The sequence below is a fragment of the Actinokineospora sp. NBRC 105648 genome, assembly GCF_030269645.1.
In the GTDB taxonomy this organism is placed as follows: Bacteria; Actinomycetota; Actinomycetes; order Mycobacteriales; family Pseudonocardiaceae; genus Actinokineospora.
Window position 1 is genome coordinate 47,029 of the sequence record NZ_BSTR01000037.1, and the last position, 14,349, is coordinate 61,377.

At 72.4% G+C, this 14,349-nt stretch carries 15 protein-coding genes; 5 read left to right on the forward strand and 10 right to left on the reverse strand.

Annotated elements, in window-relative coordinates:
* Positions 1-284 precede the first annotated feature (284 nt).
* Genes QSK30_RS26615 through QSK30_RS26630 form a run of 4 tightly spaced genes read right to left on the reverse strand, consistent with a single transcriptional unit; the run spans position 285 to position 3,702 of the window.
* Positions 285-1,328: a sensor histidine kinase gene (locus QSK30_RS26615; RefSeq protein ID WP_285506838.1), complete on the reverse strand. Its 1,044-nt coding sequence runs from the start codon at positions 1,326-1,328 to the stop codon at positions 285-287.
* Positions 1,328-2,017, reverse strand: a complete 690-nt coding sequence (locus tag QSK30_RS26620) for a response regulator transcription factor (RefSeq protein WP_285506840.1) — start codon at positions 2,015-2,017, stop codon at positions 1,328-1,330. Before QSK30_RS26620 ends, QSK30_RS26615 begins: the two co-directional genes overlap by 1 nt.
* Before the next feature lie 5 nt (positions 2,018-2,022).
* Entirely contained in the window at positions 2,023-3,330 is a 1,308-nt protein-coding gene (locus QSK30_RS26625; protein ID WP_285506841.1) for a hypothetical protein, read from the reverse strand.
* 60 nt (positions 3,331-3,390) lie between these two features.
* The gene (locus QSK30_RS26630; RefSeq protein ID WP_285506843.1) at positions 3,391-3,702 is read right to left on the reverse strand and encodes a hypothetical protein; all 312 of its coding nucleotides are present in this window, start codon (positions 3,700-3,702) and stop codon (positions 3,391-3,393) included.
* Positions 3,703-3,861: 159 nt separating this feature from the next.
* Between QSK30_RS26630 and QSK30_RS26635 the strand changes: the two genes are divergently transcribed.
* The 5 genes from QSK30_RS26635 (at position 3,862) to QSK30_RS26655 (ending at position 7,327) form a co-directional block, all read left to right on the forward strand.
* A complete protein-coding gene (locus QSK30_RS26635; RefSeq protein WP_285506844.1) occupies positions 3,862-4,506 on the forward strand; it encodes a glycosyltransferase family 2 protein in 645 nt (214 codons plus the stop codon).
* Complete coding sequence (locus QSK30_RS26640) at positions 4,503-5,165, forward strand: TIGR04282 family arsenosugar biosynthesis glycosyltransferase (RefSeq protein WP_285506846.1); 663 nt, start codon at positions 4,503-4,505, stop codon at positions 5,163-5,165. Before QSK30_RS26635 ends, QSK30_RS26640 begins: the two co-directional genes overlap by 4 nt.
* Entirely contained in the window at positions 5,162-5,767 is a 606-nt protein-coding gene (locus QSK30_RS26645; RefSeq protein ID WP_285506848.1) for a methyltransferase domain-containing protein, read from the forward strand. The genes QSK30_RS26640 and QSK30_RS26645 overlap by 4 nt, the downstream gene beginning before the upstream one ends.
* 67 nt (positions 5,768-5,834) lie before the next feature.
* The gene (locus tag QSK30_RS26650) at positions 5,835-6,932 is read left to right on the forward strand and encodes a molybdopterin-dependent oxidoreductase (protein WP_285506850.1); all 1,098 of its coding nucleotides are present in this window, start codon (positions 5,835-5,837) and stop codon (positions 6,930-6,932) included.
* Positions 6,929-7,327: a hypothetical protein gene (locus tag QSK30_RS26655; RefSeq protein ID WP_285506852.1), complete on the forward strand. Its 399-nt coding sequence runs from the start codon at positions 6,929-6,931 to the stop codon at positions 7,325-7,327. The genes QSK30_RS26650 and QSK30_RS26655 overlap by 4 nt, the downstream gene beginning before the upstream one ends.
* A 511-nt stretch (positions 7,328-7,838) precedes the next feature.
* Here QSK30_RS26655 and QSK30_RS26660 read toward each other — a convergent pair.
* The 6 genes from QSK30_RS26660 to QSK30_RS26685 form a co-directional block, all read right to left on the reverse strand.
* Complete coding sequence (locus QSK30_RS26660) at positions 7,839-9,290, reverse strand: S1C family serine protease (protein ID WP_502871891.1); 1,452 nt, start codon at positions 9,288-9,290, stop codon at positions 7,839-7,841.
* Between the two features lie 360 nt (positions 9,291-9,650).
* Positions 9,651-10,727: a galactose-1-phosphate uridylyltransferase gene (galT, locus tag QSK30_RS26665; RefSeq protein ID WP_285506854.1), complete on the reverse strand. Its 1,077-nt coding sequence runs from the start codon at positions 10,725-10,727 to the stop codon at positions 9,651-9,653.
* Positions 10,724-11,524, reverse strand: coding sequence for a DeoR/GlpR family DNA-binding transcription regulator (locus tag QSK30_RS26670; RefSeq protein ID WP_285506855.1), 801 nt, complete (start codon positions 11,522-11,524; stop codon positions 10,724-10,726). Before QSK30_RS26670 ends, galT begins: the two co-directional genes overlap by 4 nt.
* Before the next feature lie 54 nt (positions 11,525-11,578).
* Complete coding sequence (locus QSK30_RS26675; RefSeq protein ID WP_285506857.1) at positions 11,579-12,973, reverse strand: HAMP domain-containing sensor histidine kinase; 1,395 nt, start codon at positions 12,971-12,973, stop codon at positions 11,579-11,581.
* The gene (locus QSK30_RS26680) at positions 12,973-13,674 is read right to left on the reverse strand and encodes a response regulator transcription factor (protein ID WP_285506859.1); all 702 of its coding nucleotides are present in this window, start codon (positions 13,672-13,674) and stop codon (positions 12,973-12,975) included. The genes QSK30_RS26675 and QSK30_RS26680 overlap by 1 nt, the downstream gene beginning before the upstream one ends.
* A gap of 46 nt (positions 13,675-13,720) precedes the next feature.
* Positions 13,721-14,332 carry a trimeric intracellular cation channel family protein gene (locus QSK30_RS26685; protein ID WP_285506861.1) on the reverse strand — a complete coding sequence of 204 codons (612 nt, stop codon included), beginning with the start codon at positions 14,330-14,332 and terminating at the stop codon, positions 13,721-13,723.
* Positions 14,333-14,349 lie beyond the last annotated feature (17 nt).

Sequence of the window (14,349 nt, forward strand, 5' to 3'; positions counted from 1 at the left end):
AGGGCACCATGGCTCGGCTGGGCACGACGGCCCGTCGGGCACCATGGCTCGGCTGGGCACGACGGCCCGTCGGGCACCATGGCTCGGCTGGGCACGACGGCCCGTCGGGCACCATGGCTCGGCTGGGCACGACGGCCCGTCGGGCACCATGGCTCGGCTGGGCAGGGCGGCCTCGCCGGGCACGGGGCGGGCTAGCCGGGCACGGCGGCTCGGCCGGGCGGGATGGCGCAGGGACCGGGGATAGTTGGCAGTCCCTGTGCGGTGCACTACCTGTGCGGTGTAGGTCAGACAGCTGCCAGCGGGAGGCGGACCTCGAAGCGGCAGCCGGGGCCGTGGTTGTGAGCCTCGATGGCGCCGTGGTGGGCTTCGACCAGGCCCTTGGCGATGGCCAGGCCCAGGCCCCCGCCCGCTGAGTCCGGGTCCGGGGTGCGGGCCGCCGTCCCGCGGTAGGCCACGTCGAACAGGCGCGGCAGGTCTGCCTCGGGGATGCCGCCGCAGGCGTCCTCCACGGTGAGCAGGGCCTGTCCGTCGGCCACCGCCACCCGGACCGCGACCGTGCCGTCTGGTGGGGTGTGGCGGATGGCGTTGGAGACCAGGTTGCAGACGATCCGGGCCAGTTCCGGGTCGCTGCCCAGGACCACGGGCCATTCCAGGGCGTCGGCGAGGACCTGGACCCGTTTGCGGGCGGCCACCGGGACCTGCGCTGACAGCGCGTCGCTGACGACGTCCTGCAGGGGGACCGCCGAAAGTGTGAGTCGGAGGGCGCCCGCGGTGATCCTGGACAGCTCGAACAGGTCGTCCACCATCGCCGAGAGGCGGCGGGTCTCGCAGCCGATGCGGCCCGCGTAGCCGGAGACCTCGGGTGGTGATGACACGACGCCGTCGGCCAGGGCCTCGGCCATGGCCTGGATACCCGCGAGGGGGGTGCGCAGGTCGTGGCTGATCCAGGCGACCAGTTCGCGGCGGGATGCCTCGGCCGCTCGTTCCCGGGCGCGGGCCTCGCGCTCCCACACCGTCCGCGCGGCGATGCGGCGGCCGAGCAGGATCGCGACCGGCACGGTGACCACGGTGATCAGCAGCGACACCAGCAGTGTCGTGGTCAGCGTCGTGGTGAACATGAACCCGCTGATGCCGACCATGCCACCGACCAGCGCGACCACCGGGACGAGCACCAGCACGGTCAACGACGTCGACAGCGCGCGGTTGCGCAGCAGGTGCAGCAGCAGCGCGCCCGCCAGCACGACCGGCAGCACCAACCCCAGCGCCCACGGCAGTATGTGCAGCGCGTGCTGGGCCATCTGCCAGAACGGTTCGTCGGACTCCACCATCACGCGCTCCGGTCGTAGCGGTAGCCCACGCCCCACACCGTGCAGATCCGGGTGGGTTTCGCGGGTGTTCGTTCGATCTTCTCCCGCAACCGTCGCACATGGACGGTCACAGTGGACTGGTCGCCGAAGTCCCAGCCCCACACCCTGGTGAGCAGCTCGGCCCGGGTGAACGCGGCGCCGGGGTGGGTGAGCAGGAACTCCAGGAGGTCGAACTCGCGGCTGGTGAGCGCGAGCTCGGCGCCGCCGAGGGTGGCGGCGCGGGCCGACGGGTCCAGGCGCAGGTCCGCGTCGACGAGCTCGCCACCGGCCCGCAGCGCCGGGGCGGTGGCGCGGCGGAGCACCGACTCGACCCGCAGGGCGAGTTCCCGCGGGCTGAACGGCTTGGTGACGTAGTCGTCCGCGCCCTGCCGCAGGCCCGCGATCCGGTTCTCCTCCTCGCCCAGCGCGGTGAGCATGATGACCGGCACCGCGCCGCGCTCGCGCAGCCGCCTGCAGACCTCCAGGCCGTCGATGCCGGGCAGCATCAGGTCGAGCACCACCAGGTCGGGCGCGGTGGTCGCGGCCAGCACGAGCGCGTCCTCGCCGGTCCCGGCCAGCACCACCTCGTGCCCGGCCCGCTCCAGGTAGCGGCGCACGACGTCGGACACCGTCACGTCGTCGTCGACCACCAGCACGCGTCCAGTCGTCATCGGTCTCACCAGTTCGTCAGGAGTACGTGGTTCACCAGGAGCGCGGTGACCGCCTGCGCCGCGAGCCACCGCCGGGGCGCGGGCAGCAGCGCCGCGGCGGCGACCAGCCACACCGCGAACGGCAGCCAGATGCGCTCCACCTCGGCCTTGGACAGCCCCGACAGCGTTGCCGCCAGCACCGCCACGGCCGCGCCCAGCACCACCGCCGGTCCCCTGGCCACGAAGGCGCGTCGGAGCCCGGCGACCGCCGCCGGGCCGATCGCCAGGACGAGCGCGGCGAGGTCGGCCCACACCCAGTACCAGTACGGCCGGTCGGTGGCAATCCCCTGGTAGTACCGCTCCACGACCAGGTGGTAGCCGTCGAGCCACCAGAACCCGGCGAGCGCGAACACCCCGACCACGGCCAGCGCGGCGGGCACGGCCCACAGCAGCGGCCGCCAGGTGCGCGCCGCGACGAGCACCCCGATCGCCACGAAGCCCATCAGCGGGAGCCCGTAGGACAGGAAGATCCCGAACCCGAGCAGCACGCCCGCCGCCGCCGACCACACCGCCCGGCCGCGAGCCGCGCCGACGGCGAGCAACGCGATCCCCGAGGCGGTGACGCCCGCGAAGAGCGCGTCGGCCGACACCCCCATCCACACCGCTCCCGGGAACAACGCGACGAACGGCAGCGCCGCCCGAGCCCGATCGGGGGCGCCGAGCACCGCCAGGGTGTGCGGCACGGCGACCGCGACGAGGCCGCCGACGAGCACGCACACCACCGCGGCCCACCCGCCGCCGCCGAGGCCGATCCGGTCGAGCCAGACGAACACCAGGGTGGCCCCCGGTGGGTGGCCCGCGACGTGGGTGATCCACGAGTCGGGCTGGAAGTCGAGGATGCGATCGGAGAACGAGTGCAGCATCGCCGGGATGTCGGTGATGCCGGGGACCGCGGTGAGGTACTCGTCCTGGGAGGTCAGCTGCCCGGCGACGCCGCGCTGCCAACCGTCGACCATGGCCAGCGCGAAGGTCCAGACCACGGCCAGCAGGTAGGCCGCGCCGAGCGCCGTCCGCCAGGGCAGCCGGGCCGCGAGCGCGGGGCCCCAGGCGACGGCGGCGACCGCCACCAGGATCGCGATCGGGGTGCCGGGACCGACGTGCGGCAGCAACTCGGCCAGCACCGGCCACTCGCCGAAGGTGTTCGGGGCGCCGGGGAAGTGCGCGGACCCGGCCAGGCGGACGTGCAGCGCGAAACCGACGCCGGTGGCCAGGGCGACCAGCGCGGTGGCCGCCGCGGCCGCGACGAGGTCGGCCCGTCGGGACGACACGGACATGGTGGCGAACCTAGCCGCTGCGGGCGGCCGGGGCCGGATACGTCAGCGGCCCGTAAGGGTTCAGGCGAAGCTGACCGACAGCAGGAAAGCCAGGTACAGCGCGACTGCGACCATGGCCGTGCGGTTCAGCACGACCCGCTCGGCGCGCAGCGCGTACTCCAGGCAGACCGCGCCGAGCACGACCCACACCGCGGGGTGGGTCCAGTGGATCAGGAACAGGTGCGTGCTGGAGAGCCCCTCGGGCGGCCGGATGGTCAACACGGTCGCGTGCAGCACGGCCACCCCGAGGCAGACGACGGTGGCCGCCAACCCGAGGGGCAGGCGCACCGGCCCGCTGAGGGTGGCGCGCAGCCTGCGCAGCGGCGATGCCATGCACCCATTGTCGGGCAACGACCGATCATAGGGCGCGACCGGGGGTGTCGCCGGGCCGGGAGCGCTCTTGTCAGGACTCGGTAAGATTCACCCCGACGTGAGGATTCCGTAAGCGCCACAACGGGTCCCGAGTGTCCACGGTAGATCTAGCGTGGACGCATGGACGTCGATGTCGTACTCCCCTGCTTGGACGAGGCAGCCGCGCTGCCCGGCGTTCTGGGCGCGCTCCCAACCGGTTACCGGGCCATCGTGGTGGACAACGGGTCCACCGACGGCTCGCCCGAGGTCGCCGCGGCGCACGGCGCGAAGGTCGTGCACGAGCAGGTGCGCGGCTATGGCGCGGCCGTGCACACGGGCCTGGAACACGCCACGGCCGAGGTCGTGTGCTTCCTCGACGCCGATGGCTCGCTCGACCCCGGTGAGCTGCCCAGACTGGTCGCGCTGCTCGACGGCACCCAGCTCGCGGTCGGCAAGCGGGTGCCGGTCGGCCGGGGCGCCTGGCCGTGGCACGCGCGGGCGGGCAACGCGGTGCTGGCGGCGCTGCTGCGGCGGCGCGGGCTGCCGGTGACCGACATCGCGCCCGCCCGGGCGGTGCGGCGGGCCGACCTGCTGGCGCTCGGGGTGCGCGACCGGGCCTTCGGCTACCCGTTGGAGTTGCTGATCCGCGCGGCGGAGGCGGGCTGGTCGGTGGCGGAGATCCCGGTGGCGTACCGGCCGCGGGCGGCGGGGACGCGGTCGAAGGTGTCCGGATCGGTGCGCGGGACCCTGCGCGCGGTGCGCGACATGGCGGGGGTGCTGCGATGACCTGCCTGTTGGTGGTCGCGAAGGCCCCGGTAGCGGGGCTGGCGAAGACGCGGCTGTGCCCGCCGCTCACGCCGGCCGAGGCGGCCGAGGTCGCCGCGGCGGCCTTGCTGGACACCCTGACGGCAGTGCTGGCCACCCCGGGCGTGCGGCCGGTGGTAGCGCTGACCGGGTCGTTGGCGCAGGCCGCGCGGGCCAGGGAGATCGCGGACCTGTTGCGGCACTGCGCGGTGTTTCCCCAGCGTGGCAACGGTTTTCCCGAGCGGTTGGCGTGCGCGCACGCCGACGTGGCCGCTCGTTTCCCGGGCCGAGGGGTGTTGCAGATCGGGATGGACACGCCGCAGGTGACCCCAGAGTTGCTCAGTGCGTCGATCCAGCGGTTCGCGGACGCGGATGCCTTGCTGGGTCACGCTTTCGACGGCGGCTGGTGGGCGCTCGGGTTGCGCGACCCGGCGTGCGCCGCAGTGCTGCGGGACGTTCCGACGTCACGGTCGGACACCGGCGCACGGACGGTTCGCGCACTGCGGGACAAGGGTTTGCGGGTCGCCGACCTGACCCCGTTGTCCGATGTGGACACGATGGACGACGCGAAGTCGGTGGCGGCCACGACGGACGGCCGCTTCGCCGCCGCGGTGGCCCGACTCGTCGGGGTCCGGTCATGACCGACGTGTTCGCCTCCGGGCTGCTGGGGAAGCAGTGTTGGCTGGAATTGGCCGGGGGCAAGCGGATCCGGCTCCCGGTCGAGCGGTGGAGTGCGCGGCCGGGCGCGGGTGACGCGGTGCTCCTCGACGCCTGCGGTGGGCCGACGCTCGACATCGGGTGCGGACCGGGGCGGTTGGCGGCGGCGTTGGGCGAGCGCGGCGTGCCCGCGCTCGGGGTCGACACGTCACCCGTGGCGGTGTCGTTGACCCGCGCTCGGGGGGCGGCCGCGCTGCGCCGGGACGTCTACGAGCAATTGCCCGGCGAGGGGCGGTGGCAGCACGTGCTGCTCGCGGACGGGAACATCGGCATCGGCGGCGACCCGGTGCGGCTGCTGCGCCGAGTACGGGAGTTGTTGTCCAGCAACGGGAGCGCGCTCATCGAGGCCGACCGGCCGGGCCACGGGGTGGGCCAGAGCCTGGCCCGGGTCAGCGACGGGCCGTGGTTCGACTGGGGCTGGCTGGGCGCGGACGCGGTGCCGCGGGTGGCCGCCGAGGCGGGCTTCACGGTGCGCTGGGTGCGCACGCACCTCGGGCGCTGGTTCACCGAGCTGGTGCCCGCGTGATCGCCGAGGTGGCTGGGTGGGCGTGCTCCGGCGCCGAGGGTGCCCCGTGCCGACAGCTGGTGCGCGCGTGAGCCTGAAGGGTCTGCGGACCCGGTTGGAAGAACTCCCGGAGCGCTTCACCTCGCCCGCCCACGACGAGCGGGTGACCTCGCGGGTGGGGCGGTGGCTGGGGATCGCGTTCGGGTTGTGCTTCGTGACCGGGCTGCTCAGCCACGGCATCCAACACCCGCCGTCGTGGTTCGGGTGGCCCGCGGGGCCGGTCTGGCTCTACCGGGTGACGCAGGGGGTGCACGTGCTGTCCGGGATCGTGGCGATCCCCTTGTTGCTGGCCAAACTGTGGAGCGTCTACCCGAAGCTGTTCGAGCGGCCGCTAGCGCGGTCGGCGCTGCACGCACTGGAGCGCGGATCGATCCTCGTACTCTCCGGCGCCGCCCTCTTCGAACTGGTAACCGGGCTGTTCAACGTCGCACAGAACTACCTGTGGGGTTTCTACTTCCCGACGCTGCACTACGCGGTGGCGTGGGTGGCCATCGGATCGATTTTGGTGCACGTGGCGGTAAAGCTACCGGTGATTCGTCGGGGTCTCGCGGGGAGCATCGATGGATCGCGCAGGCGATTCCTGCGTACGACGTGGTTGGGGGCGGGGGTCGCCTTTGTGGCCACCGCAGGGGTGACTGTGCCGCTGCTGCGATCGGTGTCAGTGCTGTCGTGGCGGTCGGCGCGTGGACTGCCGGTCAACCGGACAGCGGCGGCAGCGGGGATCGAGGTACCTGCGGGCTGGCGGCTCGAGGTAGTGGGTCCCCGCAGGATGTCTTTGAGCCTGGCGGACCTGGCAGCGCTGCCGCAGACCACGGCTGAACTGCCGATCGCCTGCGTAGAGGGGTGGAGCGCGTCGGCCTCATGGACCGGCGTACGGATAAGAGACCTGCTCGACGCGGTCGGCGCCCCCGCGGGCACGGCGGTGCAGGTGTACTCGTTGGAGCGGTCGGGCCTGTATTCGACGAGCACCCTGCCCGCCACACACACGGCCGCGACTCTGCTCGCCCTGCGCCTAGACGGCGAGGAGTTGACACCGGACCACGGCTACCCGTGCCGGATCATCGCCCCCAACCGCCCGGGAGTGCTGCAAACCAAGTGGGTCACCCGGCTGGAGGTCGTGGCGTGAGGGCGGTGCTGATGATCGCGGGCCTGGCCGCGATGGCCTGGGGAGCGGTGCTGGCGACCTCGCTGACCCTGCGGGACACCTGGCAGGGTTTGGCGTTCTTCGTCGGTGGCCCGCTGCTGCACGACGGCCTGGTGGCGCCGGTCGTCGGTCTGATCGGCTGGTCCATCGCCCGCCACGTGGCGCCGCGGTGGCGGACCCCGGTCTTGACCGGAGCGGTGGCGAGCGGGGTGCTGGGGGTGCTAGCGGTACCGTTGCTGTGGCGCCCGTTCGGCGTCCCGACCAACCCCGGCCTGCACGACCGGGACTACTGGCTCGGCCTGGGCATCGCCTTGACCGTCGTCTGGGCCACGGTGGTGATCACCGGCTTGGTGCGCGGCCGCTCCCGGCCCGGCTGACTGTTGGCCGGCGCTGTTCGGCGAGGCAAGGGGCGTATTTGCGCGACCGGACGGCGCTTGCCCGACGGGCAATCCCGCCCGCCCAACAGACGGGTCAGTCAGCGGCGTTGGGACTCGCCGCGAGGCAAGGCCCCGATCAGCTGCGGGCGGGCACGAGCTTCCTGATCTGGATGGCACCTGGCCGGCGGCCCAGATCGAGCGGCGGGGCTGACCGCAGAAGGAACTTGATCTCGCGGTCGGAGGGTTGCCCGGCGGGCAACTGGGACCGGACGCGACAGGAGCCGCAGGCGGGGGGCGAGGGGGTGCCTTCCGCGTGCGGCTCCTGGTCGGCTCCACGGGTGGAGCCCGCTCCGGTTCGGGGGCAGCGAACCGGGGTTGGTCTCGGGCGCGGAGCGCCCGAGCGTTTGTGGGGTACTGCGGGCCTAGCTTCTTCGGGTACCGCGGGCCGTGGACCGCGCTTCTGCCTGGACGACTGCGGTTCTGCGAGACGGACGCTGCGGTTGCTGTGGGGTTACTGCGGTTCGACCGGTTGGCCGCCAAGGGTGGCCTCGATCGTGCGGTCGCCCGCGCCGATCGTCAGCTTCACCTTGTCGCCGGGGGCCCGGGAGCGCACGGCGGCGACCAGCGCGTCGGAGCTGTCGATGCGTCGATCGTCCATCTTGGTCACCACGTCTCCTGGCTTCAGGCCCGCCTTCTCGCCCGCGCCACCGGCCACCACGTCGGCGATGAGGGCACCGCCGCCGTCGGCGTCGCGGACCGACACGCCCAGTACGGTCTGGGTCGCCTTGCCGGTCTTGACGATCTCGTCCGCCGTGCGGCGCGCCTGGTCGATCGGGATGGCGAAGCCGATCCCGACGGATCCGCCGCTGCCGCTGGCACTGGTCTGGGGGCTGTAGATCGCCGAGTTGATGCCGATGACCTGACCCTGCATGTTGACCAGGGGCCCACCGGAGTTACCCGGGTTGATCGCCGCGTCGGTCTGGATGGCGTCCATGACGGTGGTCTGGCTGCCGGTCTCGCCGCCCGCCCTGGTGGGGCGTCGCAGAGAACTGACGATACCCGAAGTCACCGTGCCGGAAAGCTCGTAGGGAGAACCAATCGCGACCACCCCTTGGCCCACCCGGAGATCGTCCGAACGGCCCAGCTCGGACACCACGAGGTTGTCCACGCCCGTCGCGCGCACCACCGCCACGTCCGATGTCGGGTCGCGGCCGACGATGCTCGCCTTGGCCGTGCGGCCGTCCTGGAACACCGCGGTGATCTGGCCGCCGTTCGCCGCGCCCTCGACGACGTGGTTGTTGGTGACGATCAGGCCGTCGGCGCTGATCACGAAGCCGGACCCCTCCCCTGCGGAGGACCGACCCTGCACCTGCAACTGCACCACGCTCGGCAGCACCTTCTGCGCCACCGACTCCACCGAGCCCGCGGGCGCGGCGGCGGTCTGCTTCGCCGTCGGCGGAGCGTCGAGCGCGGTGGCCGACGAGCTGGACGACCGGTTGTCCGCGGCCAGGTAGCCGCCTGCCGCTCCCGCGGCACCGCCGACGACCAGCGCCAGCACGGTCATCCCGACCACCAACCCGCTCTTCCTGCCCTCGCGGCGCTGCACGGGGACCTGCTGAGCGGGGTAGTTCACCGGCGCGGCGTAGGCGGGCTGGTTGACCGCCGTGCCGTAGAGCACCTGCTGGTGCTCACCGGCGCGCTGCCAAGAACCGGTGTCCGGCGAGACCGAACCGGGTGCCTGCCACGGGCTCCCACTCCACGTGGCCGACCCCTGCTCGCCTGGCTGAGCACCGGGGAAAGTGTGTGTGCCCTGATCCGGGTCGCCGCTCTGGTGGACGCCGCCGGGCTGCTGCGCGGCCGCCTGGGAGCCCGGCTGCGGGAAGGCGCCTGACTGCTGCACGCTGCCGAAGCCCTGCTGGGCACCGGGGGCGGGACCTGACGGGCCCGCGTCCTGGGCGTGCACGCTGCCCGGTTCCTGGGGAGTGCTCGTGTGGTGGACGCCGCCGGGACCCCGGGACGAGTCACCCGCGCCCTGGTCTGGTTGGCCGGAGGTTCCGGCACCAGGCGCGGTGGGGCCCTGCTCCCCACCGGCCTGGTGGCCGGACTCCGGTCGGACGGGGCCCTGCTCCCCGTCCGGCGTCCGGATGCCTGCCTCGTCCTGACCGCCCTGCACGGCCCACGGACTGACCTGGCCGACCCGATCCTCGGGCCCGTTCTCCGTCATGTGTCCACTGTGCGCGCTGGATCTGAGAAGCGCCTGAGATAGACCTGTGCGGTACCCGAGAGTCTGGGCCGCGAGGGTCTGGTCCCCACGGGTCTGGGCTCAGCGGCCGTAGCGCGACGGCGCGGAGCGCAGGCGGGCGGCGAGGTCCTCGGGGGTGACGTCGTTGATCCACACCGCCATGCCGGACTCCGAACCGGCCAGGTACTTGAGCTTGTCGGCGGCCCGGAGCACCGAGAAGACCTCCAGGTGCAGCCAGGAGAGCTCGCGCCCGACGTGCACCGGGGCCTGGTGCCACGCGGCGATGTAGGGCAGCTCGCGATCGTGAAGACCGTCGAGGTGCCCCAGCACGCGCAGGTAGATCTGTGCGAAGTCGTCTCGCTCGTCCGGGGTAAGAGCGGGCAGGTCGGGCACTTGGCGGTGCGGTACGACGTGAACCTCTACCGGCCACCTCGCCGCGGCGGGCACGAAAGCGGTCCAGTGCGCGGACTCGGCGATCACGCGGGTGCCCTCGGCGCGTTCGTAGGCCAAAACCGCACCGAGGACGGACCCACCTGCCGCCTCGGCCACCGCGAGCATCCGCTCGGTGCGCGGGGTGACGAACGGGTAGCCATAGATCTGGCCGTGGGGGTGACTCAAGGTCACCCCGATCTCATCGCCCCGGTTCTCGAACGGGAAAACCTGGGCCACACCGGGCACCGCGCTCAACGCGGTCGTGCGGTCGGCCCACACGTCGACCACGGTCCGCACCCGCTGCGGGCTCAGCGCGCCGAACGACGTGGTGTGGTCCGAGGTGAAGCACACGACCTCGCACCGCCCAACGCCCGGCCCGCGCGGGACGAGTCCCGGCTCCACCGCGCCGACCGCGTGCTGGGAGAAGGACGGGAAGCGGTTCTCGAACACCACCACGTCGTATTCCGCTTCCGGAACCTCGGTAGGACGACCCGGCGCGGTAGGACATAGAGGACATAGACCGGCAGGCGGTTTGTACGTACGCGTCTGACGGTGTGCCGCTAGCGCTACCCATTCACCGGTAAGCGGATCGCGCCTGATCTCGGACCTGGTCTCGTTGCGCGGTAGGTCCCGCGTGTCGACCGCGGTGCGCTCGGGAGCACCGGCCGTGTCGTCGAAGTAGATGATCTCCCGGCCGTCGGCCAGGGTGCGGACCGTGCGCCTCACGCCCGGACCTCGGCTTCCGGGCACTCGGCCTGCGCGATCACGAGTTCCCCGACCACCGCGGACAACGTCTCGACGGCGTCCTCGGGCAGGCCGTCGTCGGTGACCAGGACGTCCGCCTCCTCCAGACCGGCGATGGTGGAGATGCCGACGACACCCCACTTGGTGTGGTCGGCCAGCACGACCAGCCGCCGACCGGCCTCGACCAGGGCGCGGTCGGTCTCGCTCTCGTTGATGTTGGGGGTGGTGAACCCCGGGCCGTCGGCCATGCCGTGCACGCCCAGGAAGACCACGTCCAGGTGCAGGGACCGCAACGTCTGCACCGCGACCGGACCGACCAGCGCGTCCGACGGCGTGCGCACACCACCGGTGAGCACGACCGTGCGGTCGGTGCGACCGCCACTTCGCAGGACGTCGGCGACCTGGATGGAGTTGGTGACCACGGTCAGTTCCGGCACGTCCTCAAGGAAGCGGGCGAACGTCCACGTGGTGGTGCCCGCCGAGATCCCGATGGCGGTGCCCGGCCGGATCAGGCCCGCGGCGCGCGCGGAGATCGCTTCCTTCTGCGGCAGCGCCCGGACCGACTTGGCCTCGAACCCGGGCTCGTGCGTGCTGCGGCCGACCACGGAGGTGGCGCCGCCGTAGACCTTCTCGACGAGACCGCGCTTGGCCAACACGTCCAGGTCGCGGCGGATCGTCATGTCGGAGACGCCCAGCCTGCCGACGAGCGCGTGCACCTGGACGGCGCCGGTGCGGCGGATCTCTTCCAGGATCACTTCTTGGCGCTGACGAGCGAGCACAACACAATTCTACACACTCGAACGCGCGGTTTTGTTGCAGTTGGCCGCCGACCGTCACTCGGCGGAGCCGGGCAACCGCATCGCCATCAGCGCGCCGCCGTCGGCCGAGCGGCCCGCGAACACCGAGCCGCCGTGCCGTTCGGCCGCCGACTTGACGATCGCCAGGCCCAACCCGGAACCCGGCAGCGTGCGGGCCTCCTCGGAGCGGTAGAACCGGTCGAACACGTGCGGCAGGTCCGCGTCGGCGATGCCCGGGCCCGCGTCCGCGATCTGCAGGAACGCGTACCCGTCGCCGACCGGCGCCAGGTCGACCCGCACGGTGCCGCCCGGTGGGCTGAACTTCACCGCGTTGTCGAGCAGGTTCAGCACCGCCCGTTCGAGGGATGCCGCGTGCCCGATCAGGTGCCACGGGTGCAACCGGACGTCGAAGTGCACCCCGGTGGCCCGGCGCCGGGCCCGGTCCAGCGCCTGCTCGACCACCTCGGTCAGCTCGACGTGCTCCTGCGCCGCGGGCGCGGCGTCCTCGCGGGCCAGCTCCACCAGGTCGCCGATGAGCTGGGTCAGCTCGTCGAGCTGGGCCCGCAGGTCGTCCTGGATGTCGGCCTGGTCCTCGGCGGACAGGTCCGGCGCGCCGGGGACCGACGAGGCCAGCAGCAGCTCCAGGTTGGTGCGCAGCGAGGTCAGCGGGGTGCGCAGTTCGTGCCCCGCGTCGGCGACGAGCCTGCGTTGTCGCTCCTGGGCCTCGGCGAGCGCGCCGAGCATGGTGTTGAAGCTGTCGGTCAGCCGGGAGAGCTCGTCGTCGCCGGACACCGGTATCGGATGGAGGTCACCGGTTCGGGTGACGCGCCCGGCCGCGGCGGTGAGCCGCTGGACCGGTCGGAGGCTGCCGCGGGCGACCGCCGTGCCCGCCAGGGCCGCGACGATGATCCCGGACCCGCCGATGACGATCATCACCACCGCGAGCTTGCTCAGCGTGCTCTTGGTGGACTCCAGCGGCTGGGCGAGCACGAGCGCGGTGTGGTTGAGGAACGGGTAGTTGACCGCGAGCACGCGCGAGTCGGAGGACTGGTCCGTGCGGACGTTGTCCGTCTTGAGACCCCCGGCGACCTTCAGCTCCTCCGCGCCGACCGGCGGGCGGATCACCAGGCTGTTGATCGCGGACGCGCCGGTCTCGTCGATCACGTCGAACTTGATGTCCGAGAGCTCCAGGAAGAACCGCGGGATCTCGGTGCGCCCCTCGGCCACGACCTCAGTGTTGTTCACCAGCGCGCGGGCGCGCTCGACCAGGTTGTCGTCGACCTGCTGGTAGATGCCCCGGTACACGGTGATGTAGGCGCCCAGGGAGACCAGGGCCACCGCGCCGCCCACGCAGAACGCGGCGAGCAGGGTGATGCGGGAACGCAGGGAGACCCGCTGCCGCGGGTGCTCCCCCGTGCGTACGACTGCCATCAGGGTGGGGTCTCCCGGAGCACGTAACCGACGCCGCGGACGGTGTGGATCAGCCGCGACTCGCCGTCGGCCTCGGTCTTGCGCCGCAGGTAGCCGACGTAGACCTCCAGGGCGTTGCCCGAGGTCGGGAAGTCGTACCCCCACACCTCCTCGAGGATGCGACCGCGGGTGAGGACCTGCTTGGGGTGCGAGAGCAGCAGCTCCAGCAGGGCGAACTCGGTGCGGGTGAGGCTGATCTGGCGCTCGCCCCGGCGCACCTCGCGGGTGCCGGGGTCCATCTCCAGGTCGGCGAAGCGCAGCGTGGCCGCGGTGCCCGCGACCTGCTCCGGCGACGACCTGCGCAGCAGTGCGCGCAGCCTGGCCAGCAGCTCCTCCAGGGCGAATGGCTTGGGCAGGTAGTCGTCGGCGCCCGCGTCCAGCCCGGCGACCCGGTCGGAGACCAGGTCGCGCGCGGTGAGCACGAGGATCGGCAGGTCGTCGCCGACCCCGCGCAACCGCCTGCACACCTCCAGGCCGTCCAGCCGGGGCATCATCACGTCCAGCACCATGGCGTCGGGCCGATTCCCCTGGTCCTCGCCGAGCACCGACTCCAGGGCCTGCTGGCCGTCGCTGGCGAGGTCGACCTGGTAGCCGTTGAACTGCAGCGACCGCCGGAGGGACTCGCGCACGGCCCGGTCGTCGTCGACTACGAGAATGCGCATGCGGCTCAGTGTTCCCTGTGCTGCTGAGACGCGCCTGAGAGCCCGCTCACCGGTCCACCCCCTTGGCCACCGGAGCGTTCCACCGGCGCCACAGCGCGAGCATCCGGATGGCCACGACCAGGGCGGATCCGGTGACGGTCACCGGGGCGGCGGGCCAGCCCAGCCGGTCGCCGGTGACGACCACGACAGCCCCGGCGAGCGCGGCCAACGCGTAGATCTCGCGGCGCAGCACCAAGGGGATCTCCCGCAGCAAGATGTCGCGCACGGCGCCACCGCCGATGCCCGCGGTCATCCCGATAAGACAGGCGGTGTACGTCGGGACGCCAGTGGCGACTGCGGTAGCGGTACCGGAGACGGTGAACAGGCCGAGTCCCACCGCGTCCGCGACCAAGACCGCACGTCTTAGCCGCGCGACCTGCGGGTGGAACCCGAACACCGCGAGTGCGGTCGCGACGGGGACCAGCAGGTAGGGCCAGTCGCGCAGGGTGGTCGGCGGGTGGACGCCGAGCAAGACGTCGCGGATGATCCCGCCGCCCAACGCGGTGGTGAGGCCGAGCACCACAACACCGAACACGTCAAGCCGGGCGCGGACGGCCGCCAACGCCCCTGAGGCCGCGAAGACCGCGAGCCCGACCAGTTCGAGGACGATGAGCAGCACGAACGCGCAGGTTACCG

Coding starts and splice junctions, on each gene's coding strand:
- QSK30_RS26615 (WP_285506838.1), bottom strand. CDS start 1,328: ATGGTGGAGTCCGACGAACCGTTCTGGCAGATGGCCCAGCACGCGCTG.
- QSK30_RS26620 (WP_285506840.1), bottom strand. CDS start 2,017: ATGACGACTGGACGCGTGCTGGTGGTCGACGACGACGTGACGGTGTCC.
- QSK30_RS26625 (WP_285506841.1), bottom strand. CDS start 3,330: ATGTCCGTGTCGTCCCGACGGGCCGACCTCGTCGCGGCCGCGGCGGCC.
- QSK30_RS26630 (WP_285506843.1), bottom strand. CDS start 3,702: ATGGCATCGCCGCTGCGCAGGCTGCGCGCCACCCTCAGCGGGCCGGTG.
- QSK30_RS26635 (WP_285506844.1), top strand. CDS start 3,862: ATGGACGTCGATGTCGTACTCCCCTGCTTGGACGAGGCAGCCGCGCTG.
- QSK30_RS26640 (WP_285506846.1), top strand. CDS start 4,503: ATGACCTGCCTGTTGGTGGTCGCGAAGGCCCCGGTAGCGGGGCTGGCG.
- QSK30_RS26645 (WP_285506848.1), top strand. CDS start 5,162: ATGACCGACGTGTTCGCCTCCGGGCTGCTGGGGAAGCAGTGTTGGCTG.
- QSK30_RS26675 (WP_285506857.1), bottom strand. CDS start 12,973: ATGGCAGTCGTACGCACGGGGGAGCACCCGCGGCAGCGGGTCTCCCTG.
- QSK30_RS26680 (WP_285506859.1), bottom strand. CDS start 13,674: ATGCGCATTCTCGTAGTCGACGACGACCGGGCCGTGCGCGAGTCCCTC.